Origin of the sequence: Glaciihabitans sp. dw_435 (assembly GCF_018449675.1) — a bacterium.
GTDB lineage: Bacteria > Actinomycetota > Actinomycetes > Actinomycetales > Microbacteriaceae > Glaciihabitans.
In genome coordinates this window covers 63,622-90,581 of the sequence record NZ_JAAVUZ010000011.1, presented here as the reverse complement: position 1 = coordinate 90,581, position 26,960 = coordinate 63,622, and the positions used below count along the sequence as shown (strand labels likewise).

The window sequence follows — 26,960 nt, the reverse complement described above, 5'->3', positions numbered from 1 at the left end:
CACCTCTCAGATGAGGCGCGCAAGCTCTCTGTTGATCTGGCGCGCCCAGAGCGGGCCGCGGTACAGGAACGCGGTGTAGCCCTGCACGAGGGTTGCCCCGGCCCGCAGACGCTCGGCGACGTCGAAACCGGTCTCGACACCCCCGACCGAGATCACGCAGAACTCGGCGGGCACGACGGCACGGATGAGGCGGAGCACCTCGAGCGAGCGAGCCGCCAGGGGTGCCCCGGACAGTCCCCCGGCACCGGCGGCCTCGACGGTGGCCCGCGCGGTCACGAGGTTCTCCCGGGAGAGCGTCGTGTTGGTGGCAATGATTCCGGCGAGCCCGAGCCGCACGGCGAGATGCGCGATGCGTTCGGCCTGCTCATCGGTGAGGTCGGGAGCGATCTTCACGAGAACTGGCTTGCCGCCCGAGGCATCCCGAACCGCACTGAGCAGGGGCTCTAGGCGGTCGAGTTCCTGCAGTCCGCGGAGCCCCGGAGTGTTCGGCGAACTGACGTTGACAACCAGATAATCAGCGGATGGCGCGAGCAGGCGGGTGCTCTCGAGGTAGTCGGGTATCGCGTTCTCGACATCAACGACGCGCGACTTGCCGATATTGACGCCGATGACCGGACGACGACGACGGGCAGCGGCCCGGGCGATGCGGGGCGCGGCCTCGGCGGCTCCCCCGTTGTTGAACCCCATGCGGTTGATGAGGGCCCTGTCGGGAATGAGGCGGAAGAGGCGTGGCTTCTCGTTGCCCGGCTGGGCGACAGCGGTGATGGTGCCCACCTCGACGTGGCCGAAGCCGAGCTGACCGAGGCCGCGAATGGCGAGACCCTCCTTGTCGAAGCCCGCGGCGACACCGAACGGCGAGTCGAAGTGCAGGCCGAGAGCCTCGACCGCGAGCGACGGGGCCGGCGCGGTGTAGCGGCGCACGAGAGATCCGAACCCGAACGTGGGCAGCGATCGGATAACGACGAAGCCGAGGTGGTGGGCGCGTTCCGAGTCCATGTGCGACAGGACGAGGGAGAAGAGAGTCTTATACATGCTGCGAATCAGGTTACCGGGGCCGCAGGGTCATCCATCCCGCGAACGGGACCACGGGCGCCCGCACCCGGGAGTGACAGCGCCGGGTGACTACTCGGTGCCGGTGACTACTCGGTGGTCGCGGTGTCGCGCTCGACGCGCAGGATCGTGATCGCGGACTCGAAGTCCTCCAGCGACTCGAACGCCTGGTAGACGCTGGCGAAGCGCAGGTAGGCAACCTCGTCGAGTTCGCGGAGCGGCGCGAGGATCGCAAGGCCAATGTCGTTGGCGTCGATCTGCGATGCACCGGTCGCCCGGATTGCCTCTTCGACCTTCTGCGCGAGGATCGCAAGATCGGTGTCCGTGACGGGGCGGCCCTGGCACGCCTTGCGCACACCGGCGACGATCTTCTCGCGACTGAACAGCTCGACGACGCCGTTGCGCTTGATGACGGTGAGGCTGGCGGTCTCGGTCGTGCTGAAGCGGCGACCGCACTCGGGGCACTGGCGCCGGCGGCGGATGGACATTCCGTCGTCGCTCGTGCGGGAGTCGATGACACGACTATCGGGGTGGCGGCAGAACGGGCAATACATGGTGCTTGAAGAATACCCGTTCTGCTCGGACTATGCGGGGAAGCGCGCGGTGACGGCCTCGCCGTGCGCCGGAAGGTCTTCGGCGCGGGAGAGGGCAACGAGCCGTTCCTCGACGTCCCGCAGGGCATCGCGGCTGTAGCGGATGACCTGCTGCGGGCGCAGGAACGTGTAGGCGCCGAGGCCCGACGCGAACCGGGACTGTCCGCCGGTCGGAAGCACGTGGTTGGATCCGGCGAGGTAGTCACCGAGACTGACCGGCGAATTCTCCCCGAGGAAGATCGCACCGGCGCTCTCGATGAGGTCGAGCACGGCGCCCGGCTCCGCCGTCTGGATCTCGAGGTGCTCGGGACCGTAAGCGTTGCTGAAGGCCGCGGCTGCGGTCAGGTCGCTCACGAGCACCAGGGCGGACTGCTGTCCCCGCAGGGCCTCTCGCACCCGGTCGCCGTGGCGCGTGGTGCTGGACACACGGGTGAGCTCGGCGTCCACCTCGGCAGCCAGCCGTTCGGAGGTGGTCACCAGCACCGCAGCGGCCAGCTCGTCGTGCTCGGCCTGGCTGATGAGGTCGGCGGCAACGAGGCGCGCGTCGGCCGTGTCATCCGCTATCACCAGAATTTCTGTGGGGCCCGCCTCGGAGTCGATTCCTGTCACCCCGCGCACGAGGCGCTTCGCCGCGGCGACGTAAACGTTTCCCGGGCCGGTGATGAGCTGCACGGGGTCGAGGCTCATGCCATCGACACCGTAGGCGAAGGCACCGATCGCGCCGGCACCACCCATTGCGTAGACCTCGTCGATACCGAGGAGACCCGCAGCCCCGAGGATTGTGGGGTGAACGGCGCCACCGAACTCCTTCTGGGGCGGGGATGCCACGGCGATGGAGGCTACTCCGGCGACCTGCGCCGGAACTACGTTCATGACGACGCTCGACGGGTACACCGCTTTGCCGCCGGGGACGTAGAGGCCCACACGGGCGATCGGCTGCCAGCGCTGGATGATTTCGGCACCCGGGGCGATCGTGCTGACGGTCCCGATGGGAAGCTGCGCCGCGGAAGCGACCTTGACGCGCGCGATCGCCTCCTCGAGGGCCTCCCGCACGAGGGGATCGAGGGCGGCCATCGCCCGGGCGATCTCGTCGGAATGCACGCGAATGTGCTTCGGACGCACGCCGTCGAGGCGCTCCGCCTGGTCGTAGAGGGCGTCTTCGCCGCGTTCGCGCACCTCCCGGATGAGGTCGGCCGACACGGCGGATGCCACGGAGACATCGGTGACGGCGCGGGGCACAAGGCGGGCAAGTTCTGCGCGGCTAGGCTGGAGGTCTCGGAGATCGATCGTCTGCATCATGGCCTGACAATGCTAAGTGCTACGTCGGCCGGAATAGTTCCCCTTCTCCCCGCCTTGATTGAGAATGATGAACCAGATAACGGGTCCCACGGGTGAAGAACCCCTCGCCGTCGACGATCTCGATGCCTTCAAGCAGGCGTTCCGCCGTCATGCCGCGGGTGTCGCGGCCGTGACGTCACTGGATCCGCAGGGCAAACCCGTCGGATTCACCGCAACGTCGCTCGCCTCCCTCGCCGCGGTGCCGCCCATGGCGACGTTCAACATGTCACAGGTCGCGAGCGCGTATCCCGCGATGACCGTGGGCAACCACGTCGCGATCCACATGCTCGGCCCGCGCAGCCGTCACATCGCCGAGAAGCTCGCCGCAGACCACGACGTGCGGTTCGCCGGCGACCATTGGACCCCCGGTCCCCACGGACTCCCCATCCTCAGCGACGTCACCGCCTGGATGGTCGGCACCGTTCTCGAGGTGCACCCGGTGCACAACAACGCCGTCATCGTCGTCCAGATCGAGACCGGCGCCCTCGGTCCCGAGGACGAGGCACTGCTGTACCACGAGCGCAGCTATATGAAGCCGGGCGCGATCGACGCGTAGGCGGTCAGGCAGGAAAGCGGATGACCCGGGCGGCGTGATTACACGCGGCCCGGGTCATCCGCTTTCCCGGGTGGTTCCGAAACGGAGTTATCCCGCTAGGCGAGGCAATTCGGGCCGAGCAGCGTCTTGAGCTCTCCGTACAGGTCCGCCGAAATGGTGACCGGATACGGGATCTCGAAGACGCGCGCGGTGTCGCCCTTGATGAGCTTCAGCCGCATTTCGCTCTTTCCGCGGTGGCGGATCAGCACGTCGTACAGGTTGCTGATGACATCCGTCGTCGCGCGGTACTCGGGCATCTGGATCACGAGCGGCCCGGTTCCGAAGCCCGCGCCGGTGTCGGGGGTGAACATGCTCACGGCATGGAGGTTCATTCCGTCGTCGCGGACGCTCACGCGCCCCTTGACCACGACGATGGAGTCGTTGGCCAGCGCCGGACCGAACTCCTGGTACGTCTTGCCCATGAACATGACGGTGATTTCGGCGCCGAAGTCCTCGACCACGATCATCCCGTACTGGTTGCCCGACTGGCGGGCGACCCGGTGCTGCACGCTCGTGATCAGACCGGCGACCGAGACCGTCTCGCCGTCGCTCGCGGACTCGCCCCCGAGCAGGTCGGTGATGCTGTAGGACGCGTGTTTCGCCAGTTCCGCCTCGAGGCCGGCCAGCGGGTGGTCGGACACGTAGAGGCCGAGCATCTCGCGCTCGAACGCGAGCTTGTCCTTCTTCGACCACTCGGGGCGGTCGGGAACCTTCTGCTGCTCCTGCGGCTCGTCGAACAGGCTGTCGAAGTCGAAGCCGGCCTGACCGGTGGCCTCGGTGCGCTTGATGGCGACGGCGCCCTCGACCGCGTCCTCGTGAATCTCGAGAAGAGACCTGCGGGTGGCGCCGAGTGAGTCGAACGCTCCGGCCTTGATGAGGGACTCGACGGTGCGCTTGTTCGACACCGGGATCGGCACCTTTGCGAGGAAGTCGTGGAACGAGTCGAACCGGCCCTTTTCCTCGCGGGCGAGACGGATCCCCTCGACGACGTTGGCGCCGACGTTGCGCACGGCCCCCAGTCCGAAGCGGATGTCGCCGATCCCGTTCGGGTTATCCCCGGCGTACGGCACAGCGGTGAAGTCGACGAAGGACTCGTTGACGTCCGGAGCGAGCACCTTGATGCCCATGCGGCGGCACTCGTTGAGGTACATCCCGAGCTTGTCCTTGGAGTCGCCGACGCTGGTCAGCAGCGCTGCCATGTACTCGGCCGGATGATTCGCCTTGAGGTACGCGGTCCAGTAGCTCAGCACGCCGTAGCCGGCGCTGTGCGCCTTGTTGAAGGCGTAGTCGGCGAACGGCATCAGGGTGTCCCAAAGGACCTTGACCGCCTGGGCGCTGTAGCCGTTGGCGAGCATGCCGCCCTCGAAGCCCTCGTACTGCTTGTCCAGCTCGGACTTCTTCTTCTTACCCATGGCGCGGCGGAGGACGTCCGCCTGCCCGAGCGTGAAGCCTGCCACCTTCTGGGCGACCGACATCACCTGCTCCTGGTAGACGATGAGGCCGTAGGTGATGCCGAGGCTCTCCTTCAGGGGCTCTTCGAGCTCCGGATGGATCGCCTCGATGGCCTGCAGGCCGTTCTTACGCAGGGCGTAGTTGGTGTGCGAGTTCATTCCCATGGGGCCCGGGCGGTACAGGGCGATCACCGCGGAAATGTCTTCGAAGTTTGTGGGCTTCAGTTGCCGGAGCAGCGCGCGCATCGCGCCGCCATCCAGCTGGAACACGCCGAGCGTGTCACCGTTGGCGAGCAGATCGTAGGTCTTCTGGTCCGCGTCAAGGTCGAGGTCTTCGATCACGAGCTTGCTGCCCGTGTTCTTCTCGATCATCCGCAGCGCGTCTTCGATGATGGTGAGGTTACGCAGCCCCAGGAAGTCCATCTTGATGAGTCCAAGGGACTCCAGCGGCGGCTGGTCGAACTGCGTGATGATCGCGCCGTCGTCCTCGCGCTTCATGATCGGCAGCACGTCGAGCAGCGGCTCGGCCGACAGGATGACGCCGGCGGCGTGCACTCCCCACTGGCGCTTCAGGTTCTCGATGCCGACGGCGGTGTCGAAGACCTTCTGGGCCTCCTGGTCGACCTCGAGGATGGCGCGGAAGTCCGCGGCTTCTTTCCAGCGCGGCGCATCCTTGTCCATGATGTCGCCGAGCGAGATGTCCTTGCCCATGATTCCGGGCGGCATGGCCTTCGTCAGGCGCTCGCCCACCGAGTACGGCATTCCGAGCACGCGCGAGCTGTCCTTCAACGCCTGCTTTGCCTTGATCGTTCCGTAGGTGACGATCTGGGCAACGCGGTCATCGCCGTACTTGTCGGTGACGTAGCGGATGACCTCGGGGCGGCGGCGATCGTCGAAGTCGACGTCGACGTCGGGCATGGAGACGCGCTCGGGGTTGAGGAATCGCTCGAAGATCAGTCCGTGCGCCAGCGGGTCGAGCTCGGTGATGCCCATGGCGTAGGAGGCCATGGATCCCGCGGCGGAGCCACGACCAGGACCGACGCGAATGCCCTGGCTCTTGGCCCAGGTGATGAAGTCGGCCACCACGAGGAAGTACCCGGGGAAGCCCATCTGCTTGATGACGTCGACCTCGTACTTGGCCTGCGCGAGGTGGGCCTCGGACGGGTTGTTGTGGAAGCGGCGCATCATGCCCGCCGCGACCTCCTTTTCGAACCAGCTCGCTTCATCCTCTCCCTCGGGAACGGGGAAGCGCGGCATCAGGTCGCGGTGCTCGAAGTTGACCTCGCACCGCTCGGCGATCAGCAGCGTGTTGTCGCAGGCTTCGGGGTAGTCACGGAAGAGGTGACGCATCTGGGCTGCGGACTTGAGGTAAAACTCGTCGGAATCGAACTTGAAGCGGTTCGGGTCATCCAGTGTCGACGCCGACTGCACACAGAGCAGGGCGGCGTGCGCGGTGGAGTCGTGGGCGTGCGTGTAATGCAGGTCGTTGGTGGCCACGAGAGGCAGGTTCAGGTCTTTTGCCAGGCGCAGGAGGTCTTCCATCGTGCGCTTCTCGATGTCGATGCCGTGGTCCATGATCTCGGCGAAGAAGTTGCCCTCGCCGAAGATGTCGCGGAAGTCGGCGGCGGCCTGACGGGCCTCCTCGTACTGGCCGAGCCGCAGACGGGTCTGGACCTCACCACCGACGCATCCGGTGGTCGCGATAATGCCCTTGCCGTACTGGCTGAGCAGTTCGCGGTCCATGCGCGGTTTGAAGTAGAAGCCCTCGATGGAGGCGAGCGACGACAACCGGAACAGGTTGTGCATACCCTCGTTGTTCTCCGACAGGAGAGTCATGTGGGTGTAGGAACCTGAACCGCCGACGTCGTCCTGGTTCTGGTGCTGGCCACCCCAGCGCACGCGGGTGCGATCCTGGCGCGCAGTGCCCGGCGTGATGTACGCCTCGGTGCCGATAATGGGTTTGACCCCGGCCGCCGTCGCCTGTTTCCAGAAGTCGTAGGCACCGAACATGTTGCCATGGTCGGTGATGGCGATGGCTGGCATTCCCTCTTCGGCCGCGGCCTTCATGAGGGGTGTGACGCGGGCAGCGCCATCCAGCATCGAGTACTCACTGTGCACGTGCAGGTGCACGAACGAATCATTGCTTTGGGGCAAAACGTCTCCGACTAGCTCGTTTGAAGTCTTAGCCTAAACCTCGCGGAGGACATCCAGCGCGTGTTGCAGGTCGGTGGGGTATCTCGATTCGAACACGACGTCTTCCCCGGAAGTCGGATGACGGAATCCGAGCTTTTTGGCGTGCAGCCACTGCCGGGTGAGGCCGAGCCGCGCGCTGATCGTGGGGTCGGCGCCATACATCGCGTCGCCAACACAGGGGTGCCGCTGTGCTGCCATGTGGACGCGGATCTGGTGCGTGCGACCGGTCTCGAGGGTCACCTCCAGCAGCGACGCGCTGCGGAATGCCTCCAGCGTCTCGTAGTGCGTCACCGAGGACTTGCCGTCGGCGGTAACCGCGAACTTCCAGGAGCTGGAGGGGTGGCGGCCGATCGGCGCGTCGATGGTTCCGGTCAGCGGATCGGGATGCCCCTGCACGACGGCGTGGTAAATCTTCGAGACCTCGCGGTCGTGGAACAGCCGCTTGAGGTGGGTGTACGCCCGCTCGCTCGCGGCAACCACCATGAGGCCGCTGGTGCCCGCGTCGAGGCGGTGCACGATGCCGGCGCGCTCGGATGCGCCGGACGTCGAAATCCGGTAGCCAGCGCCTGCAAGGGCCCCGAGAACCGTGGGTCCTTCCCACCCGACCGACGGGTGCGCGGCAACGCCCACCGGCTTGTCGATCACGATGATGTCGTCGTCCGCGTACACCACGGTCAGCTCGGGCACGATGACGGGGACGATCGTCGGTTCCTGGCGCGGAGTCCAGGTGACTTCGAGCCAGCCGCCGGCCGTGAGCCGGTCCGACTTTCCGAGGACTGCGCCGTCGACACTCACTCCCCCGGCCTCGGCGACCTCGGCGGCGAAGCTCCGCGAAAAGCCGAGAAGCTTGGCGAGGCCACTGTCGACGCGTTCGCCGGCGAGTCCGTCCGGAACGGGAAGACTGCGGGTGTCCATTAGCGGGGCTCGTTGCTGCCGGCGGCGGTCGATCCGGTTCCGTCGGTGGTGTCCGAGACAGGAGAAGTGGATGCCTCATCCGCCGTCACCACGCGGGTGTCGCCCGTCAGGGGCTCTCCCACGGAGGCCTCCGCGGTGCTGACCTTCTTTGCCGCGACAGTGCGACGACCGTCCAGCCCCACCCCGCGAAGGGTCAGGATGATGAACAGGCCCATGCTCGCCACGATCGCGGAATCCGCGATGTTGAAGATGGCGGGGAATCCTGCCACCTGCAGGAAGTCAATGACGTGGCCCTGGCCGAAGCTTGGCTCACGGAACAGGCGATCGGTGAGGTTTCCGATCGTGCCACCGAAAAGCAGCCCGAACAGGATGGCCCAGCCGGCCGACCGGATGCGACGGGCGAAGATCACGATGAACACCGCGACCGCGGAGGCCGCGATCGAGAAGATCCACGTCATTCCGGTACCGAGGGAGAATGCCGCTCCGGAGTTCTTCACGAAGTGAAGCTGCAGGAGCTCACCCACGAAGGGAACCTGCTGGCCCTCGGTGAGGTTCTGGATGATCAGGTACTTCGAGCCCTGGTCGATTACATAGACCGCTAACGCAACGATGGCCAGTACGACGAGCGCTCGAATGCTGAGCGCCGGCGTACTGGCCTTCGTTACGGAATTAGTTGCCGGCAAAGCCCGAGAAGTTCGCGGGCGGCGACGACACTGCGTCGAGGCTCTTGCCAGAACCGGTGGGTGCTTCGAGTTCCTCGAGCTGGCCCTGGATGTACGCCTTCAGCTTCGAGCGGTACTCGCGCTCGAAGACCTGGAGCTCTTCGATGCGGCCCTCGAGAACCGCGCGGTCCTTTTCGAGCAGTGCCATGGTCGTACGCTGCTCGGCCTCGGCCTCGGCAACGATGCGCGACGCGGTCGCGTGGCCCTCGGCAATGAGTGAGTCGCGCTTTTCAACGCCCTCACGCACATGCTCCTCGTGCAGACGACGAGCGAGCTGCAGGAGGTTGGTGGTCGAGGTGGCCTCGTCCTCCTCCTCGACAGCGGGGGCCGGGGCGGGAACCACGGCTGCCGCTACGGGCTCGGGGGTCGGCTCGGGCTCGACCACGGCGGGGGCCGCGGCGACGGGAGCGGGAACGACGGCGGAGTCGGCGTTGTCCTGCGCGTGGGACGTCTGTCCACCGCTGCGGGAAAGCTCGCTGATGCGCGAGTCGCTCGCGATGAGCCGCTGGCGCAGCTCCTCGTTCTCCTGGTTCAGGCGACGCAGTTCCACGACTACTTCGTCGAGGAAGTCATCGACCTCGTCCTGGTCGTAGCCTTCGCGGAACTTGGTCGGCTGGAACCGCTTGTTGACTACATCTTCCGGAGTCAAAGCCATTACGGTCTCCTCAAAAACTCGATCTTTGGCACTTATCTAGCGTCGGGATAACGCTAGCAAGCATTTGCTGGGGCCCACAGAACCGTGGACAGCATGAACCAGCGTACAACGATGGAACTGCTTCCCGGTTCCGGCTAGGTGAGCGCGCGCTGGATGGAGGGCACGAGAGACATCAGGATGATGACAACGAGCATCACGATGCTCCACCCGAAGTCAAGCGATGCCCCGCCCAGCCGCACAGGCTTCACGAAACGACGCACGAAGCGCAACGGCGGGTCGGTCACGCTGAACGTAAATACGGCCAGCACAAGCCCCAGTCCGCGCGGACGGAAATTGCGGTTGAAGGAACTCACCAGATCGAGCGCGAATCGCGCCCACATCAGGATGAAGAACACGACGAGCACGACATAGACAACCGTCAGGATGACGGAAATGATGATCACTGCGGCGATTGCGGCTTAGTGAGCTACTGCTGAGCGAAGAACGAGGCCTCGACGTCGGAGTCGACCTCGGCCTGCTCTCCGCTGACGGCAACGTGTGCCGGCGACAGCAGGAAGACCTTGTTGGTCACGCGCTCGATCTTGCCGTAGAGGCCCTGCGAGAGTCCGCTCGCAAAGTCGATGAGACGGCGCGCGTCCGGCTCGCTCATCTGCGTCAGGTTGATGATGACAGGAATGCCCTCGCGGAAGCTCTCCGCGATGACCTGTGCATCCTTGTACTGGCGCGGGTGGACGGTGAGAATCTCATTCATGTCAGCAGGCCCTGTAGTGGTAGCTCGTGGTGTGGGGGTACGTCGCAGTGGGGTGACCGGTGCACGGTTGCCCGTCGACGTCGAGGGCACGGCGTGGGCCACGGGTGCGACGGGAGCCACCGGGGCTGCTTCGTCGTACTCGAGTTCCTCGTCCGCGAGTCCCAGGTAAACCATGGTCTTGCGCAGCGGGTTAGCCATTTGTTGCCTCCATCGAAAGAATTCCTGTCTCCGAGATTAACCGGGGTTCGGACGATTTCCCGTGATTGCGGTACCAATTCGCAGGTGTGTCGCGCCCTCGAGAATCGCATCGGCGTAGTCCGCCGACATCCCCATCGACAGCGCGACCGCATCCGGGGCCAGCGTGCGCAGCCGCTCCGATGCCCGACGAACGTCGGCAAAGGCCGCGCGGGGTTCGGCACCGAGGGGTGCAACCGCCATCAGGCCCCGCAGGCGGACACCGGATGTCCCGAGCACACGGTCCGCGAACGACTCGAGGGCGTCCGGGGCGACGCCTCCCCGCGCCGGGTCATCCGTCAGGTTCAGCTGGATGAACACGTCGACGAGGTCCTTCTCCGAGGCGAGAGCGTCCACGAGGGACTCCCGGTCGACCGAGTGCAGAACCCGCGCGTACTCGCGCACGGCACGGGCCTTTTTGCTCTGCAGCTGGCCGACGAAGTGCCAGGTCGGGTCGAGGTCGGCGAGATCGGCGGCCTTGACCGACGCCTCCTGGTGCCGGCTCTCGCCGAAGTCACGCACGCCGAGGGCATGGAGTTCCCGCACCAGCGAGGCGGGATGAAACTTGGTGACGACGATGGTGGTGATGTCGTCGGCGCTCCGCACGGCGCGCGCCGCGGCATCCGCTACTCCCAAGCGCACCTCGGCGAGCCTGTCGGCGACCGTGGGCGGCTGGGGCGGAAGCGGATCCGCGGCGAACGTCACCTGTGCTGCGCTTACTTCAGGAAGTCGGGAACGTCCAGCTCGTCGTCGCCATCGTCGAGAAACGCGCGGTCGATGGGCTGGGTTGCCGGCATGTCGGGCTCGGCCGACCAGGTTGCTGCGTGCTGCGGCACCGACTGCTCGGGCGCGACGGGAGACGGAACCGGAGCGGCCGGCGCGATGACCGGTGCGCCCTCTTCGGAGCCGACGAACGTCGCACGGCGCGGCTCGAGCACCTTGACGGGATCTCCCCCGTCGAATCCGGCAGCAATGACCGTGACGCGAACCTCGTCACCGAGGGTGTCGTCGATGACGGCACCGAAGATGATGTTGGCCTCGGGGTGCACGGCCTCCTGGATGAGACGGGCGGCGTCGTTGATCTCGAAGATTCCGAGGTTCGACCCGCCCTGGATCGAGATGAGCACACCGTGCGCACCGTCGATGCTGGCCTCGAGAAGCGGGCTGGCAACCGCGAGTTCCGCGGCCTTGATGGCGCGGTCAGCTCCGCGGGAGGAACCGATACCCATGAGGGCCGATCCGGCGCCCTGCATGACCGACTTGACGTCGGCGAAGTCGAGGTTGATGAGACCGGGGGTGGTGATGAGATCGGTGATTCCCTGCACACCGGCGAGGAGCACCTGGTCCGCGGTGGTAAACGCCTCGAGCATCGAGATGCCACGGTCGCTGATTTCCAGCAGGCGGTCATTGGGCACAACGATGAGGGTGTCGACCTCGTTCTTGAGGGCTGCGACACCGGTCTCGGCCTGCTCTGCGCGACGCTTTCCCTCGAAGCCGAAGGGCTTGGTCACAACACCGATGGTCAGTGCACCGATGGACTTGGCGATCCGGGCGACGACGGGAGCGCCACCGGTTCCGGTTCCGCCACCCTCACCGGCGGTAACGAAGACCATGTCGGCGCCAGCGAGCGCTTCCTCGATCTCCTCCGCGTGGTCCTCGGCGGCGCGACGGCCAACCTCGGGGTCGGCGCCGGCGCCGAGGCCGCGGGTGATCTCGCGACCGACGTCAAGCTTGACGTCGGCGTCGCTCATCAGCAGCGCTTGCGCGTCGGTGTTGATGGCAATGAACTCGACCCCGCGCAGGCCGAGCTCGATCATGCGGTTGACGGCGTTGACGCCGCCTCCGCCAATGCCGACCACCTTGATTACGGCGAGGTAGTTCTGGTTCGATGTCACTTTCGGCCTCCGCTGGAAACTCTCAACCTCAAGTTGAAGATTAAAGTTATGCTCAGTATGCATTTCCTGATTTGAAGGTAGGTCTGCGGCGCCCGCAAGCCACGCAAGCTCCCCCGCGTGTTGCGAAAGATTTTTGCGGGATCGGCCGCGGCACACGCCCGGACGGATCCCGGCGGCCCGAGTCGCTGCCATCAGACCCGACCGCCACCCCGCACGCTCCACATTCCCGTCCGACCCGGGGATTGCCGGAATTAGCTCTTGGCGGTCTCGCGGGCGGGACCACAGACCAGGCTGTGGGGCGCCGAGACGTTAATCTCCTGCTGCGTCTTGCACTTCGCGAGCTTGAGCATGGCCGCAAGCCCCTTGGCCTTCAGCTCCGAATCCTTGGAACTGCCCCACACCACATCGGTGGTGTTGCCGGTGAGCTTCAGCCGGACGTCATCGGGGGTGGTCGCCGTGATGGTGGTGACTTTGGTCAGCACGGAGGCGGGCATGGCCAGCAGCACGTCAATCGCCGAGGTGAACGCAGCCGACTTTGTTCCGCCGGTTGCGGCGATGATCGGCAGCTTCTTTGGCTTGGTCGTCGTCGACAACAGCACGACTCCGGCGGCATCGATCTCGTCGTAGGTGGTGCCCCGCACGATGAGCCCGATGGGTTCACGTTCGACGACGTGGATGATCAGCGTGTCCGGAGGCACAGTTTCAGTCACATAGCTGCGAATGAGCGGAAACTGGGCGAGCTCCGACTTGATCTTGTCGAAATCAAGCAGCGCGAGCGGGGTGCCCAGTTGATCGTCTACGGCGGAATTGACGTCGCCGCTTGCCATGGTGTCCGTGCCGGTGATCTGAATGTGCCGCAGCGCGAGGAGCGGGGAGTACACGGCGACGGCGAGCACAACGCCCATCACGACGACGAGGGCGATCACGGTCGTCCAGATCGCGCGACGGCGACGGCTGCGGCGGGTGAACTTGCGCACCTCGCTCTGCTCGTAGCGCTTGCGCTGACGCGACGCTGCGCGAAGGGCGCGGCGCGCATCGCCGACGGCCGACGTGAACCGCGTGCGGCGGGACGGCCGGGTGGAGTCACCCTCGGCGTCGGCCGGCGCGGACGACGCCGATTCCGCGGGCGCGGTGGACGTGGCGGAGGTAGACGTCGCGGGGGTGGCCGATGGAATTCGCGGTGCGTTAGCAGTGGGACGCGGTGCGGCAGCAGAGGGGAACGACGGCCGGGCGGCAGAGGGCGTGGTGGCCTTCGCCCGCGGCGTGGCAGGAGAACCGGCAGGGTTTGCCGGACGCGCTACGGGTGGCTCGGCCTTCGGCGCGCGCTCCCGGGGTGGACGGGGTTTCCGCGCGGCGGGTTCCGCCGGCGGCTCGTCAAACCCCTCTGGCCTCTTCACTCGGCTGCTGCGGCGTTCGCGGTCAGGGTCGACACGGTCACGGTGCTCTCGTCCGTCGACGACAGGGCAGCGAGAAGCTGCGGAACAATGCGGTACACGTCGCCACAGCTGAGAGTCATGATGATGTCGCCGTCGCGGGCGATGGAGGCTGCGTAGTCGGCGGCCTCCTGCCAGTCGGGCAGGTAGGATACGCGGGACGGGTCATCGAAACGCTCGGACACGAGCGCGCCGGTGACGCCGGGGATCGGGTCTTCGCGGGCGCCGTACACGTCGAGCACCACCGTCTGGTCGGCGAGCGACTCGTAGGTGTGGGCGAAGTCCCCGGCCATCATCTGCGTGCGGCTGTAGAGGTGGGGCTGATGCACCGCGATGATGCGGCCGGAGCCGACAACAGTGCGGGCTGCTGACAGTGCGGCCGCGACCTCGGTCGGGTGATGCGCGTAGTCGTCGTAGACGCGCACGCCGCGCACGGTGCCGTGCAGCTCGAAGCGACGCTCGGTGCCGCCGAATTCCTCGATGCCCGCGAGGATCGCGGACGGGTCGAAGCCCAGCCCGACGAGCACGGCAAACGCACCCGTCGCGTTGAGGGCGTTGTGGCGACCCGGGATGCGCAGCTGCGCCGGGTAGTCGACATTGTCATAGCTGATGACGAACGACACGGGTCCGGACGCCACCACGGAATGCATGCGCACCTGCGAACTCTCGTGCTCGCCGAAGGTGATGAGTCTCTTGCCGTCCAGCGAACCGCCGGCCTGCAGGGCGCGGGTGACCCGCACGGCGCCGGGGTCGTCGCTCGAGGCGACGACGAGTTCCGAGGCCGCGCCGGCGAAGTCGACGAAGGCCTGGTCGAACGCCTCGTGCGATCCATAGTGGTCGAGGTGGTCGGCGTCGACGTTGGTGATGAGGGCGACTGCCGTGTCATACAGCAGGAACGAGCCATCCGACTCGTCCGCCTCGACGACGAAGAGTTCGCCGCTGCCGTGCGCGGCACTGACCCCGAGTGACTGGATGACGCCACCGTTGACGAAACTCGGGTCGGCACCAAGCGCCAGCAGCGCGGTCACGATCATGCCCGTTGAGGTGGTCTTGCCGTGGGCACCGGCGACGGCAATGAGACGCTGCTTGTTGATCAACCAGGCAAGGGCCTGCGAACGATGGAGGGTCGGGATGCCTCGCTCGACCGCGAGGAGGTACTCCGGATTGTCGGGCCAGAGCGCTCCCGTGAAGACGAGCGTGTCGGCGTCGCCGAGGTTCGCGGCGTCGTGGCCGATGGTGATGGTGGCACCGAGTTCGCGGAGGGCCTCCGTGTTGTGGTTCTCGGAGCGGTCGGAGCCGCTGACGGTGTGGCCTGCCGCGAGGAACAGGCGGGCGATGCCACTCATTCCGGAGCCGCCGATGCCGACGAAGTGAAGGGAACCGAGCTCGGCGGGGAGCTCCTGGGAGAAGTCAGGTTTGATCATCGGACTAGATTTTAGCGTGCGAGGCTGCGACAACGAGGTCGACCATGCGGTCGGCGCCGTGGCGGGATCCCACCGTCAGCGCGAGGGCGGCCATGCGCGCGACCAGCGCGGGATCGCGCAGCAGCGGCACGAGTTCGCTCGCAACCCACCCGCGGGTGAAGTCGGCGTCGGAGACGAGGAGCGCTCCCCCGGCCGTCACGGAATCGGCGGCGTTGAAGCGCTGCTCTCCGTTACCAACGGGATACGGGACGTAGACGGCGGGAATGCCGACCGCGCTGAGCTCGCTGACGGTCGCGGCGCCTGCACGAGAGATGGCGAGGTCGGCCACGGCTATGGCGAGGTCCATACGGTCGCAGTACAACATGAGGTGATACCCGTCGAGGTACGGGTCGATGACCTCCGACTTGTCACCGGCGATGTGCAGCACCTGCCAGCCGGCACCAAGAATGAGGTCGATCGACTGGGAGACGGTGGCATTGACCTTGCGCGCGCCGAGCGACCCACCGGTGACGAGCAGGGTCGGCTTCTCGGGGTCGAGTCCGAAGAACGCCATTCCGACCATGCGTGCTGCTGCCCGGTCGAGCTCTTCGATCTCGCGCCGCAGCGGCATACCCACGAGGGTCGATCCGCGCAGCTTGGTGCCGCTGAAGGCGACGCCAACGAAGGACGTAAAGAACGATCCGAGGCGGTTCGCGATGCCGGGTTTGGCGTTCGCCTCGTGCAGCGCGAGCGGCACCTTTGCCCGATTGGCGGCGACGTACGCGGGCGCCGAGGCGTATCCACCGAAGCCGACCACAACGTCGACACCCCGGTCCTCGATGTATGTGCGGGTCTGCGCGACGGCGGCACGGAAGCGCGCGGGAAAGCGGACGGCGGCAATGTTCGGGCGACGCGGGAACGGCAGTCGTTCAACGGTCAGCAACTCGTAGCCCCGGGCCGGGACGAGGCGGGACTCGAGACCCTCCCGTGTGCCGAGCACCAGCACCGTGGCATCCGGTTCCCTGTCGCGGATCCGGTCGGCGACGGCGAGCAGCGGGTTCACGTGTCCCGCGGTGCCACCCCCGGCAAGAAGGTATGTCGTCATCGGGCGGACCTGGATCTTTCTGAGGAAGCAAGTCGCGAACGATCCTGCGGAGTTTGCTGGGGAGCCGGCTCGACGGCCTCGGGCGCGTGGCGCGCAAACGAAAGCACCACCCCGATGCCGAGGAGCGAAGCGATCAGGGCCGAGCCACCGGCCGATATTAAGGGAAGCGGTACGCCAAGCACCGGCAAGACGCCGAGCACCACCGCGATGTTCACGAAGGCCTGGCCGACGATCCAGATCATGACGCCGCTGGTGACGATCTTGGCGTAGGGATCGGTGGAGGCGCGGATGATCCGGACGAAGGCGATCGCGAGAATGACGAGCAGCACCAGCACGACGATCGCACCGATCAGACCGAGTTCGTCGCCGATGATCGCAAAGATGAAGTCGTTGTCGGCCTCGGGAAGCCAGTTCCACTTGGCACGCGAGCCGCCGAGGCCGGAGCCGAAGATGCCGCCGGAGGCGAGCGCCCACCACCCGTGCACGGTCTGGAAGCAGCTGTTGACGAAGTCCTTGTCGCTGGTGCATCCGCTCGCCCACGCCTGGATGCGCTGCATGCGGTTGCTGCTGAGCGAGGTGAACGAGATGCCGACCGCGGCGACGACGACGATCGCCGTAAAGATGATGCGCAGCCGCACGCCCGCGTAGAACAGGGCGCCGAGCACGATGCCGAGCATGATGACCGCGGTTCCGAGGTCGTTACCGAGGAGGACGAAACCGATCGCGACACCCGCCACCGGAGCGATGGGCACGAAGACGTGTTTCCAGTCGCTGAGGAGATTGGACTTCGCCGTGACGATCCACGCGAGCCACACCACCAGGGCGAGCTTGACCATCTCGGAGGGCTGGGCGCTGAACCCGCCGATGCGGATCCAGTTGCGGTTGCCACCGGTCTCGTAACCGAGACCCGGAACGAAGACGAGAAGTTGCAGGCCGATGCCAAGCGCGATGGCAGCCCACGACCACTTCTTCCAGAACGCGATCGGCGCGCGGGCCGCGATGAGCATGAGGGGAATCCCGATGAGGGCGAAGGAGCCCTGCCGCAGGAAGGAGGAGAAGAAGTTGCCGGTCTGGGAGTTCGACTCCACAGAGGAGGACGACAACACCATGATCAGGCCGAAGATCACCAGGAACAGCGTCGTTCCCAACAGCAGGAAGTAGTTTCCGGTCTCGGCGCCGAACACGCGCTTGACGACGACGAGGGCCGCGGGAGCCCTGCCGTCACCGTGGTGGTGCTCGGGGCGCTGGGGGCGCGTGGCTCGTGTCGTCATGACCACGCTCCGTTCCGTTTCATGGGCCTTGTGTGTTGTGCGCGTGCGGCAGCGTGGCGGGGTGCTGTCCCGCCCCGACGAAGCACGTTCCCAGTGTCAGCGCTGGCCGGGACGATGCCGCGGAGGGCGGGCGCGTGTCGCCGGAATGACCGGCGCCGGGGCAAACTCTCAGGGAGAACTAGAGGGTCAGCAGCGCACCGCGGACAATGCCGGCGTCCACGTCGAGCGAGCGCACGAGGGCAGCGGCGGCGAGCACGGCGTTCAGCGCGTCCGGCTCCCCCAGCCCCACCACGGTGAGCTCGTCGCGGGTCGAAATCTCCAACGCCGTTGTGAACCGCTCCTCGAGGAAGGCCCGGTCGCAGAGGATGCCGTCCACGATTCCGAAGTCGCTCGGCCCCGGGGCATCCAGTCCGAATCCGACGGCGCGGGCACCCTCGGTGACCTCCGCGTTCTCGACCATGCGCATGGTTGCCGAGTCGGCGCGGTTGTAGATGGCGGCGATCTTGGTGTTCGTGTAGACACGGCCCAGGTCGTCGCGGTACTCGCGGGCGGTGCCGTGCCAGCCCGACGTGTCGTCCAGCGCGTTCATGCACACGGACGCCCACGGCACGATCGATCCGTTCGGGGTGTGGTTCAACCAGTGCGCCTGGGCACCAGAGACGGTGACCACGAGCACATCAAAGCCAGCCGGGTACCGCACCGCGTCGAGCGCGGGGATGCCGTCGGCCCCCACGGAGGCAACGCGGAGTCCGGCCGCCTCGAGCAGGTGGGTGGTGATCTCCGCGGTCGTGTCGCGGCGCTGGGTGCCGGAGATGAGAAGCCACTCGGCCGCCGGTGTCACCTTGTCGCGCAATCGCCAGGCGAGTTCGATGTCGCCCCACAGCGGAGCGTCACGGTCGAGAGCCCAGGCGACGATCGGATGTCCCACCCGGAAGCCGGGCGACACGATCACCAGCTCGGGGTCGAAGTCCACCAACTCCGTGGGCACCGCGGTCTCGTCGGAGTGGTCGACAAATCCGCCGCCGATGACGGCGAGCAGGTTGCGCGGGTTGTCCTCCGCGGCCGCCGCGACAACGAGCACGTCGCAGCCGAGTTCGATCAGGGTGTCGGCGACGGAGAATCCCGTCACCCCCAGGCCGAGAACAGCGACACGCAGGCCGCTCCAGTCTGCGTTCCAGCTGGTGAGGTCGTCGACGATTCTCACGAGGCCTGGCTGACCCATTCCAGATAGAACAGTCCGACGCCCACGGCGGCAAGCAGCCCGGCGATGATCCAGAACCTCACCACGACGGTGATCTCTGCCCACCCCTTCAACTCGAAGTGATGGTGCAGCGGACTCATCAGGAAGATTCGTTTACCGTGCGTGATCTTGAAGTACGCCCGTTGCAGGATCACTGAGCCGGTCACAATGAGGAAGAGACCACCGATGAAGACCAGCAGCAGTTCGGTGCGGCTCATGATCGCCAGGCCGGCGAGTGCGCCGCCGAGGCCGAGGGAGCCGGTGTCACCCATGAAGATTTGGGCGGGAGAGGTGTTCCACCACAGGAACCCGACGAGGCTTCCGGCGATGGCGGCGGCCACCACCGCGAGGTCCAGGGGATCCCGCACTGTGTAACAGAGGTCCTGCACCGCGGACTCAAGCTTCGCGTAGCACCACTGGTTATTTTGCCAGAAGCCGATGAAGATGTACGACGAGAACGCGATGATCGAGGCGCCTGTCGCGAGACCGTCGAGGCCGTCGGCGACATTCACTCCGTTTGACGCGCTGACGACGATGATCGTCGACCACAGGGCAAACAGGATTCCGCCGCCGGCGAGGCCGATCGACATGAAATCGAGCCAGTGGATGTCCCGGATGACCGAGATATACGTGTGCTGAACACCGTTGATGATCGTCGATGCGGGAGTCAGGTTGTGCTCGTCGGGGAAGCTCAGTGCCAGCACCGCGAAGATCGAGGCAACGATGACCTGGCCGAGAACCTTTGCCCAGCCGCCGAGCCCGAGGCTGCGCTGGTTACGGGTCTTCAGGAAGTCGTCGATAAAACCGACGAAGCCAAGGCCCACCATGAGAAAGAGCACGAGGGCGCCGACCATGGTCCACGGGATGTCTCCGACCCAGTGGCCCACGAGGTAGGCGATGACCGTGCCGATGATGAAGACGATGCCACCCATGGTCGGGGTGCCGCGCTTCGAGTGGTGACTCTGCGGTCCGTCATCCCGGATGAACTGTCCCCAGCTCAGACGCTTGAACAGCTTGATGAACAGGGGCGTGAGGAACAGCGTGAACGCAAGTCCGACGCCGCCCGCAACGAGAAGCGCGATCACTCGGCTACACCGCCCAGGCGGTCACCGAGGAATCGGAGGCCGGCAGACTTCGACGACTTCACCAGCACAACGTCCCCCTCACGCAATTCATCACGCAGCACAGCGTATGCCTCCTCGGGGGTGTCGACGAGCATCGACTCCCCGTCCCACGAGCCTTCCAGACCCGCCGCATTGTGGATATGACGGGCACGATGACCCACCACCACGAGTTTTTGCACGTTGAGACGCACGGCGAGTCGTCCGACCCTGTCGTGCTCTTCATCGGCGTATTCGCCGAGTTCCGCCATCTCGCCAAGCACGGCGACCGACCGCTGGCCGGGGCCCACGATCTGGGCGAGGGTCTTGAGCGCCGCAACGGTCGAATCAGGACTGGCGTTATACGCGTCGTTGATGACGATGATGCCCTCCCGCGGGATGAGCACCTCCATGCGCCAGCGTTCGGCGCGGGCGACGGCCTCGAGCGAGGCGATGGTGCTCGCCCGGTCGATACCGAGCTCGTCCGCGACGGAGAACGCTGCGAGCGCGTTCAGCACGTGGTGCTCACCCAGAATGCGCAGGTGGACAGCGGATGACTCGCCGCGCGCGATCAGCGAGAAGCTGGTGCCCGTTGCGGTCGCTTCGATGTCCGCGGCGTGCACGTCGGCGGATTCGTCCAGACCGAAGTACCGCACGTGCGCGGCGGTCATGCCGGCCATCGCCGCGACGCGGAAGTCGTCCGCATTGAGGACGGCAACAGCGGTCTCCGGAAGGCTGGTGACCATCTCGGCCTTGGCCTTCTGCACCTCATCGATGCCGCCGAACTCGCCAACGTGCGCGAGTCCGACCTTGAGCACCACGCCAATGTCGGGCTTGGCGATGGCGACGAGACGCGCGATCTCTCCCGAGCCGCTGGCGCCCATCTCGACGATGAGGTAGCGCGTGTCCATGTCGATGCCGAGCATCGAAATGGGTGCACCGACGTGGTTGTTGAACGATCCCTGCGGAGCAACGGTGGGACCGTGCTCGGAGAGGATTGCGCGCAACAGGTTTTTGGTGGTGGTCTTTCCGTTCGACCCGGTGATGGCCACAACGGAGAGGTTTCCCGCCGCGCGAACGCGCGCAACGACCTCGGTCGCGAGGGCGGCGAGGGCCGCCACTCCGTTCGAAACAACGACCTGCGGGACATCCACGTCAAGCTCACGCTCGGTGATGAGCAGCGCAGCTCCCCCGGAGATGGCGGCCGGCGCGAACAGGTGGCCGTCCGTCACGTCGCCGGGAAGCGCGAAGAAGATGTCCCCCGGAGCAACCAGGCGCGAATCGGTGTGGACGGTGCCGGACACCTCGGTGTCGTCGAACACTCCGGCGGATACCAGTTTCCCTGCGACGATCGAGGAGATCTCGCTCAGGGTGAGGGCAATCACTCCCAACCCGCTTCGCGGAGGGCAGCACGGGCCTCTTCGCGTGCGGAGTACGGCGTGCGCACTCCCTCGATGTCGCGGTAGTCCTGGTGGCCGGGTCCGGCCCACAGGATGGAGTCACCTTCACCGGCAAGGGCGACGGCGGCGCGGATGGCCTGCTCGGGCGGGCTCACCTCGATGATCTGGGGCTGGTGCTCCGCAAGGGCGGCTCCGGCCAGCAGTGCCGTGCGAATGGAGGCGGGGTCTTCGAACCGCGGGTGGTGGTCGGTGATGACGAGGATGTCAGAACCGTCCGCCGCGACGCGACCCATCTCACTGCGCTTGGAGGTGTCGCGGTCGCCGTCGGCGCCGAAGACCATGATCGTCTTGCCGGGCGTGAACTTGCGCACCGCGGCGAGGGTGTTGAGGAAGGCGTCGGGGCTGTGGCCGAAGTCGACGTACACCGACGGACCATGGTCGCCGGAGACACGCTCGGTGCGGCCAGGCAGGTAGGCGTCGATGCCGTTGGCCTCGCTGAGCGCGTGACCGATGGCCTCGAGTTCGAACCCTGCCTCCACCAGCATGACGATCGCCAATCCCGCGTTCGCGGCCATGTGCCATCCGATGAGGGGCACACGGGTGGTCAGCGAGCGGTTCTCGGGGCCGGTGAGGGTGAACTCGGTGTAGGCGGGCTTCTCGTCGACGATGGTGACCATCCACTCCGCCTCGATGCCCGGCGTCGCCGAGATCGTGGTGAGAGGAATGTGCGCCTCGTCGACGACGGCCTGTCCCCAGGTGGTGTCGAGCGAGACGACGCCGCGCTTGGCGCGGTCGGGCTGGAACAGGGCCAGCTTCGCCTCGAAGTACTCGCGCATGTCGGCGTAGTCATCGAGGTGATCGTGGCTGAGGTTGGTGAAGGCGGCGACATCGAACACGATGCCGTCGACGCGGTTGCGGCTGAGAGCCTGCGCGCTCACCTCGACCGCCACGGCACGAACGTTGCTCTCGCGCATGCGGGCAAGCAGGGCGTGCATCTCGCTCGCCTCGGGCGTGGTGAGGCGGCTGACGACGGTGAGGTCACCGATGTGGCGCTCGGCGGTGGAGCTGAGGCCGGTGACGAGTCCGAGCTGCTTGAGGATCGCCTCGAGCAGGTACGACGTGGATGTCTTTCCGTTTGTTCCGGTGGTGGCGAACAGCAGCGGGGGGTGGTTTGCGGTGCGGTAGACCCAGGCGGAAATCTCCCCGAGGGCCTCACGCGGTGACGCCACGAGCACGACGGGAAGGCCGCTGTCCTTGGCGAGCTCTGCGCCGGCTTCGTCCGTCAGCAGCGCGACAGCGCCGCCGTCGCGAGCCTGTGCGGCGTAGCTGGCACCGTGGCTGTGGGCGCCCTGGATTCCGACGTACAGGTCGCCGGGGTGGAGGTCATTGGTGCTGAGCGTTACACCGGTGATTTCGACGCCGTCAAGCGAGCCCTGCGTGTCGAGGCCAAACTCGTCGACAAGGCCGGCGAGCGATCGGGCCGATGGATGCTCCGGCCTGAGAACCGGGGGGATCCGAGCGGTCACGAGATCCTCTTTCTGTTTTTCTGTTGTCCAGCTACCAGGTCAACGGGATCGGAGACGCTGCTTTTTTGGACGGGACGGCCCGGTACGTCTTGAGCACCTGGGCCATGATTTTCTGGAACGCCGGCGCCGCAGCACCAGACGTCTTCATGGTAGTGGGCAAGCCAATGGTGACGATAACCGCGTACTCCGGATTGTCGGCCGGAGCGATGCCGGCGACCGACACGATGCGGGCTCCGGTGTAGGCGCCGTTGGTGGCAACCTCGGCGGTACCCGTCTTGGCGGCCACGCGGTATCCGGGGATGGTGATCTGTGGGGACAACCAGCCGTCGGTGACGACCGTCTCCATGGCGCGCAGCGTCTGGTCGGCCGCGTATTCGCTGACAACCCGGGTGCCCTTCGTGCTCGGCTTCTCGGTCACGGTGCCGTCGGGAGCGGTGCAGCTCTCAACGAGGGTGAGGGGCTTCTTCACTCCCCCGTTGCCGAGCGTCTGGTAGATGCTGGCCATCTGCGCCGTCGTGACACTCACGCCCTGGCCGAACTGCACCGTCTTGTCGGTGATGGGGTCCCAGTCCTTGGCCGCCTTCAGCGATCCGGCGGACTCGTACTGGAAGCCGACGTCGGTCTTGCTACCGATTCCGAACTTCACCATGTAGTCGTGGCGCTTGTACTTGTCGAGCTTGTTGACCATGACGGAGATGCCGATGTTCGACGACATCTCGATGACGCCAGCGACCGTGTAGTGCATCGTGTCGTGAGACCAGGAGTCGCTGATCTCGCCACCGTCTACGTTGTAGACGCTCGGTACAACGAGCTTTGTGCCGATGGTGATCTTGCCGGCATCGATGAGGGATGCCACGGTCATGGGCTTGAACGTCGATCCGGGCTCGTACGGGGTACTGAAGGCGAGGGAACCCAGCGCCGAGCGCTTGGCGCCGCTGACGTTGTTCGGGTCCACCGTCGGATAGTCGGCCATTGCCATGATGTGGGCGTCGGCGGTGCGCACGACGACCGCGGTGCCCCACTGCGCTCCGACGGCCTTCACCGCGGAAGCGAGGGTCTCCTGCGAGAACCACTGGAGGTCACGGTCGATGGTCAGCTTGACAGTGCCGCCGTCCTTGGCGGGAGTCTCGGTGACGGTACTTCCGGGCATCCGCACTCCGTCGGCGCCGCGCTCGTACGTGGAGGTACCGTTCGCGCTGGCAAGGCACTTGTTCTCGGAGAGTTCGATGCCGGCCTGCGGGCCATCCGTTCCAATGAAGCCGATGAGGTTACCGGCGACGGCGCCGTTCGGGTAGGTGCGGCTCGGACGCAGCTCGTCATAGACCCACGGAATCTTGAGCGCGATGACCGCCTGCACAACGTTGAGCTTTACGGTCTTCGAGAGATAGGCGAAGTTCGATGTCTTGTCGACGATGGCCTTCTGCAGGTCGGCGAGGGACTGGCCGGTGAGCTTGCCAATCTCGCCGAGGGCCGCATCGACGGTGATGACGGTGCGGGTGCCGTCGGCGGCAACCCGGTTGAACGGCGCGACATCCTTCGGCGACACCGTGACATCGAAACGGTCAACACTGTCGGCGAGCACCACACCGTTGGTGTCCGTGATCTCGCCGCGGGATCCGTAGATGGTCTGCGGCACCGATCGGTTCTTGACCGCTGCCGAGCTGAGCTCGCTTGCCCGCACAACCTGGATGTCGACGAGACGAACAGCAAACACGATGACAACCGCAAAAACAGCAATGATCGTGAGTGCGAGCCGCACTCGAGTGCTTCGGGGGTTAGTCACGCCGTGCGCTCCCTAGTGCGTAGTCGGTGAGGGAAGTGTCCCTGGTGTTGACGGTACAGATGGGGTCGCCGTGCCGGTCGCAGGCGCGCTGGCCGTCGCGTCATTCCCAGTGAGGGCGTCGGAACCGGTGGTGGCGTCCGCCGTCTTGGACGCGTCCGTTGTTGTTCCCGTGGCGTCGGTGGCGGTCGTCGGAGTGGACGCCGACGTTGCCGTGGAAGACGTGGTTGTTGCGGTAGCCGTGTCGGTGGTGCTGGCCCCCGCCACGGGCGCACCCATGAAGTTGGCGCCCTCGGGGTTCAACAGGGAGTTCTTAATGGCGGGCGCGAGAGCCGCGATAGCCAGAGCCGGATCCTGACCGCCGGTCACCTTGCCGTTGGCCAGGTTGATGTAAGTCGGGTTTCCCGACTGGCCCATACCGAGGTCGGCCGCCTCAGCAGACAGGCTCTGGGGAGAAGCAATGACCTGGAGATTTTCGTTGAGTGCGCTCTGGGTACGACCCAGGTCGCGCTGGCTGATGGTGAGCTTGGAGATCTGGTACGCGCCGTTCGACAGCGCAATGCTCAGCAGCAGCTGCGCCATGAAGATCGCGAACACGCTGCCGACGGCCACCATCGCATAGACGACGCGGGGGCGGGCGCGACGCTGGCTGCGAGTGGTGACGATCTCGATCTGGCGAGTCGGCTGTGCGTCACGCTCCCGGGGCGACGAGAGAGGGGTGGGCAGGGCGTATGCAAAATTACTCATTCTGCTCTCCTCAGTCGTTCGACGGCGCGAAGCCGTACGGGCTTTGCCCGGGGGTTGGAAATTTGTTCGCTCTCGGATGCCTGTTCGGCGCCGCGGACCAGAAGGCGCAGCTCCGGACGGTGCTCCGGCAGTTCGATGGGCAGGCCAGCCGGAGCTGTCGACGCCGACCGCTTCTGCAGGATTCGCTTGACGATGCGGTCTTCGAGGGACTGGTACGCGAGCACGACCATCCGGCCGCCGACATCCAGAGAGTCGATGGCTGCGGGGATGGCTGCAGAGAGCACGGACAGCTCCTGATTCACCTCGATGCGGAGCGCCTGGAACACGCGCTTTGCCGGGTGACCCGCACGCTGCACTGCAGCGGGTGTCGCCGCGATGATCAGTTCGACGAGCTGAGCCGACCGGGTGAACGGTTCGATCTCCCGCGCCTGCACGATCTTGCGGGCGTAGCGCGGAGACAGTTTCTCTTCGCCGTATTCGTAGAAGATGCGACGAAGCTCGGCCTCGGAGTACTCGGCGAGGATGCGCTCGGCCGTGAGCGGTGACGTGGAGTCCATCCGCATGTCCAGCGGGGCGTCCTTGGAGTAGGAGAAACCACGCTCGACGCGATCAAGCTGAAGCGACGACACTCCGAGGTCAAACAGGATGCCGTTGACCGCGGGGATCTTCAGTCCCTCGAGCGCGTCACCGATCTGGTCGTAGACGGTGTGCACGAGGTGAAGCCGGGATGCGAATGGGGCCAGTCGCTCGCCGGCGAGGCGAAGCGCCTCGGTGTCGCGGTCGAGTCCGACGAGTGTCAGCCCGGGAAAGCGGGTGAGCAGCGCTTCCGCGTGCCCTCCCATTCCCAGAGTGGCATCGACGAGAACGGCACCGTCATGAGAGATGGCGGGAGCCAGCAGCTCGATGGTGCGTTCGAGAAACACCGGGGTGTGGAGAGAAGAGGTATCAACCATTGAATTTCCGGATGTAACCCCTTGGCACTGATCCCCATCCATTGCGACCTGACACCGGGGAAGTGATGTCAGGGCGAACGGCTGGGAGTCAGCGCCAAGGCGCTAGAAGAGTCCCGGGATCACCTCCTCCGTGGTGTTGGCGAACTCGGACTCTGTCTCGTTGTAGTACGTGTTCCACGCTTCCGTATCCCAGATCTCGGCTCGGCTACCCGCACCGATAACGGTGAGGTCCCGGCCGAGCCCCGCGTAGTCACGCAGTCCAGAAGGAATGGTGACGCGGCGCTGCTTGTCTGGCGTCTCTTGGTTTGCTCCCGACAGGAACAGACGAAGGAAGTCGCGGGCTTGCTTGCTGGTGACGGGCGCCTGGCGGATCTTTTCGTGCAGGCTCTCGAACTCGTGAGTGCTGAACACGTAAAGGCACCGCTCCTGGCCTCGGGTGATGACTACACCCTCAGACAGCTCATCCCAGAACTTCGCCGGGAGGATCAGGCGTCCCTTTTCGTCCAGCTTGGGTGCGTACGTGCCAAGAAACACTTGCGCCCCCTCACTGTCCGGCCCGGGCTTGGGTATCCCCCACTTTACTCCACATTGCTCCACTTAACAATGATTT

General features: G+C 65.8%; 24 protein-coding genes. 1 reads left to right on the top strand and 23 read right to left on the bottom strand.

What is annotated here, in order from left to right:
• Positions 1 to 6 precede the first annotated feature (6 nt).
• The 3 genes from HB677_RS14100 to hisD form a co-directional block, all read right to left on the bottom strand.
• Positions 7 to 1,032, bottom strand: coding sequence for a quinone-dependent dihydroorotate dehydrogenase (locus HB677_RS14100; protein ID WP_213816362.1), 1,026 nt, complete (start codon positions 1,030 to 1,032; stop codon positions 7 to 9).
• Positions 1,033 to 1,139: 107 nt separating this feature from the next.
• On the bottom strand, positions 1,140 to 1,604 hold the full coding sequence (gene nrdR, locus HB677_RS14095; protein WP_213816361.1) for a transcriptional regulator NrdR: 465 nt from the start codon (positions 1,602 to 1,604) through the stop codon (positions 1,140 to 1,142).
• A 30-nt stretch (positions 1,605 to 1,634) separates the two neighbouring features.
• Complete coding sequence (gene hisD / locus HB677_RS14090; protein WP_213816360.1) at positions 1,635 to 2,942, bottom strand: histidinol dehydrogenase; 1,308 nt, start codon at positions 2,940 to 2,942, stop codon at positions 1,635 to 1,637.
• 67 nt (positions 2,943 to 3,009) lie between these two features.
• Here hisD and HB677_RS14085 point away from each other — a divergent pair, with 67 nt between their 5' ends.
• Positions 3,010 to 3,537 carry a flavin reductase family protein gene (locus tag HB677_RS14085; RefSeq protein ID WP_213816359.1) on the top strand — a complete coding sequence of 176 codons (528 nt, stop codon included), beginning with the start codon at positions 3,010 to 3,012 and terminating at the stop codon, positions 3,535 to 3,537.
• 95 nt (positions 3,538 to 3,632) lie between these two features.
• Here the strand turns inward: HB677_RS14085 and dnaE are convergent, their stop codons facing one another.
• From dnaE to mraZ, 20 genes are all read right to left on the bottom strand, one after another.
• A complete protein-coding gene (gene dnaE / locus HB677_RS14080; protein WP_213816358.1) occupies positions 3,633 to 7,181 on the bottom strand; it encodes a DNA polymerase III subunit alpha in 3,549 nt (1,182 codons plus the stop codon).
• Between the two features lie 33 nt (positions 7,182 to 7,214).
• On the bottom strand, positions 7,215 to 8,135 hold the full coding sequence (locus HB677_RS14075) for an RluA family pseudouridine synthase (protein WP_213816357.1): 921 nt from the start codon (positions 8,133 to 8,135) through the stop codon (positions 7,215 to 7,217).
• Entirely contained in the window at positions 8,135 to 8,818 is a 684-nt protein-coding gene (gene lspA / locus HB677_RS14070; RefSeq protein ID WP_218624708.1) for a signal peptidase II, read from the bottom strand. The genes HB677_RS14075 and lspA overlap by 1 nt, the downstream gene beginning before the upstream one ends.
• Positions 8,805 to 9,512, bottom strand: a complete 708-nt coding sequence (locus HB677_RS18565) for a DivIVA domain-containing protein (protein ID WP_255546624.1) — start codon at positions 9,510 to 9,512, stop codon at positions 8,805 to 8,807. The genes lspA and HB677_RS18565 overlap by 14 nt, the downstream gene beginning before the upstream one ends.
• 134 nt (positions 9,513 to 9,646) lie before the next feature.
• Positions 9,647 to 9,955, bottom strand: a complete 309-nt coding sequence (locus tag HB677_RS14055) for a YggT family protein (protein ID WP_213816355.1) — start codon at positions 9,953 to 9,955, stop codon at positions 9,647 to 9,649.
• A gap of 23 nt (positions 9,956 to 9,978) precedes the next feature.
• A complete protein-coding gene (locus tag HB677_RS14050) occupies positions 9,979 to 10,461 on the bottom strand; it encodes a cell division protein SepF (RefSeq protein WP_213816354.1) in 483 nt (160 codons plus the stop codon).
• A 36-nt stretch (positions 10,462 to 10,497) separates the two neighbouring features.
• Positions 10,498 to 11,202, bottom strand: a complete 705-nt coding sequence (locus tag HB677_RS14045) for a YggS family pyridoxal phosphate-dependent enzyme (protein ID WP_307852604.1) — start codon at positions 11,200 to 11,202, stop codon at positions 10,498 to 10,500.
• Positions 11,203 to 11,213: 11 nt separating this feature from the next.
• Positions 11,214 to 12,392, bottom strand: a complete 1,179-nt coding sequence (gene ftsZ / locus HB677_RS14040) for a cell division protein FtsZ (protein WP_213816353.1) — start codon at positions 12,390 to 12,392, stop codon at positions 11,214 to 11,216.
• A gap of 251 nt (positions 12,393 to 12,643) precedes the next feature.
• Positions 12,644 to 13,789 (bottom strand): FtsQ-type POTRA domain-containing protein, encoded by a 1,146-nt coding sequence (locus HB677_RS18895; protein ID WP_213816352.1) that lies wholly within the window; start codon positions 13,787 to 13,789, stop codon positions 12,644 to 12,646.
• A complete protein-coding gene (gene murC, locus HB677_RS14030; RefSeq protein WP_213816351.1) occupies positions 13,786 to 15,249 on the bottom strand; it encodes a UDP-N-acetylmuramate--L-alanine ligase in 1,464 nt (487 codons plus the stop codon). The genes HB677_RS18895 and murC overlap by 4 nt, the downstream gene beginning before the upstream one ends.
• A 4-nt stretch (positions 15,250 to 15,253) precedes the next feature.
• Positions 15,254 to 16,333, bottom strand: a complete 1,080-nt coding sequence (locus HB677_RS14025; RefSeq protein ID WP_213816350.1) for a glycosyltransferase — start codon at positions 16,331 to 16,333, stop codon at positions 15,254 to 15,256.
• A complete protein-coding gene (gene ftsW / locus HB677_RS14020; protein WP_213816349.1) occupies positions 16,330 to 17,604 on the bottom strand; it encodes a putative lipid II flippase FtsW in 1,275 nt (424 codons plus the stop codon). Before ftsW ends, HB677_RS14025 begins: the two co-directional genes overlap by 4 nt.
• Before the next feature lie 178 nt (positions 17,605 to 17,782).
• Positions 17,783 to 18,808 (bottom strand): hypothetical protein, encoded by a 1,026-nt coding sequence (locus HB677_RS14015; protein ID WP_213816348.1) that lies wholly within the window; start codon positions 18,806 to 18,808, stop codon positions 17,783 to 17,785.
• Complete coding sequence (gene mraY, locus HB677_RS14010; protein ID WP_213816347.1) at positions 18,805 to 19,929, bottom strand: phospho-N-acetylmuramoyl-pentapeptide-transferase; 1,125 nt, start codon at positions 19,927 to 19,929, stop codon at positions 18,805 to 18,807. Before mraY ends, HB677_RS14015 begins: the two co-directional genes overlap by 4 nt.
• Positions 19,926 to 21,329 carry a UDP-N-acetylmuramoyl-tripeptide--D-alanyl-D-alanine ligase gene (gene murF, locus HB677_RS14005; protein WP_213816346.1) on the bottom strand — a complete coding sequence of 468 codons (1,404 nt, stop codon included), beginning with the start codon at positions 21,327 to 21,329 and terminating at the stop codon, positions 19,926 to 19,928. Before murF ends, mraY begins: the two co-directional genes overlap by 4 nt.
• Positions 21,326 to 22,870: a Mur ligase family protein gene (locus HB677_RS14000; RefSeq protein ID WP_213816345.1), complete on the bottom strand. Its 1,545-nt coding sequence runs from the start codon at positions 22,868 to 22,870 to the stop codon at positions 21,326 to 21,328. The genes murF and HB677_RS14000 overlap by 4 nt, the downstream gene beginning before the upstream one ends.
• Positions 22,871 to 22,901: 31 nt before the next feature.
• A complete protein-coding gene (locus HB677_RS18890) occupies positions 22,902 to 24,653 on the bottom strand; it encodes a penicillin-binding protein 2 (protein WP_213816344.1) in 1,752 nt (583 codons plus the stop codon).
• Between the two features lie 12 nt (positions 24,654 to 24,665).
• A complete protein-coding gene (locus tag HB677_RS13990) occupies positions 24,666 to 25,397 on the bottom strand; it encodes a hypothetical protein (protein WP_213816343.1) in 732 nt (243 codons plus the stop codon).
• Positions 25,394 to 26,350 (bottom strand): 16S rRNA (cytosine(1402)-N(4))-methyltransferase RsmH, encoded by a 957-nt coding sequence (gene rsmH / locus HB677_RS13985; RefSeq protein WP_213816342.1) that lies wholly within the window; start codon positions 26,348 to 26,350, stop codon positions 25,394 to 25,396. Before rsmH ends, HB677_RS13990 begins: the two co-directional genes overlap by 4 nt.
• A gap of 102 nt (positions 26,351 to 26,452) precedes the next feature.
• Positions 26,453 to 26,884, bottom strand: a complete 432-nt coding sequence (mraZ, locus tag HB677_RS13980) for a division/cell wall cluster transcriptional repressor MraZ (RefSeq protein ID WP_213816341.1) — start codon at positions 26,882 to 26,884, stop codon at positions 26,453 to 26,455.
• Between the last annotated feature and the right edge of the window lie 76 nt (positions 26,885 to 26,960).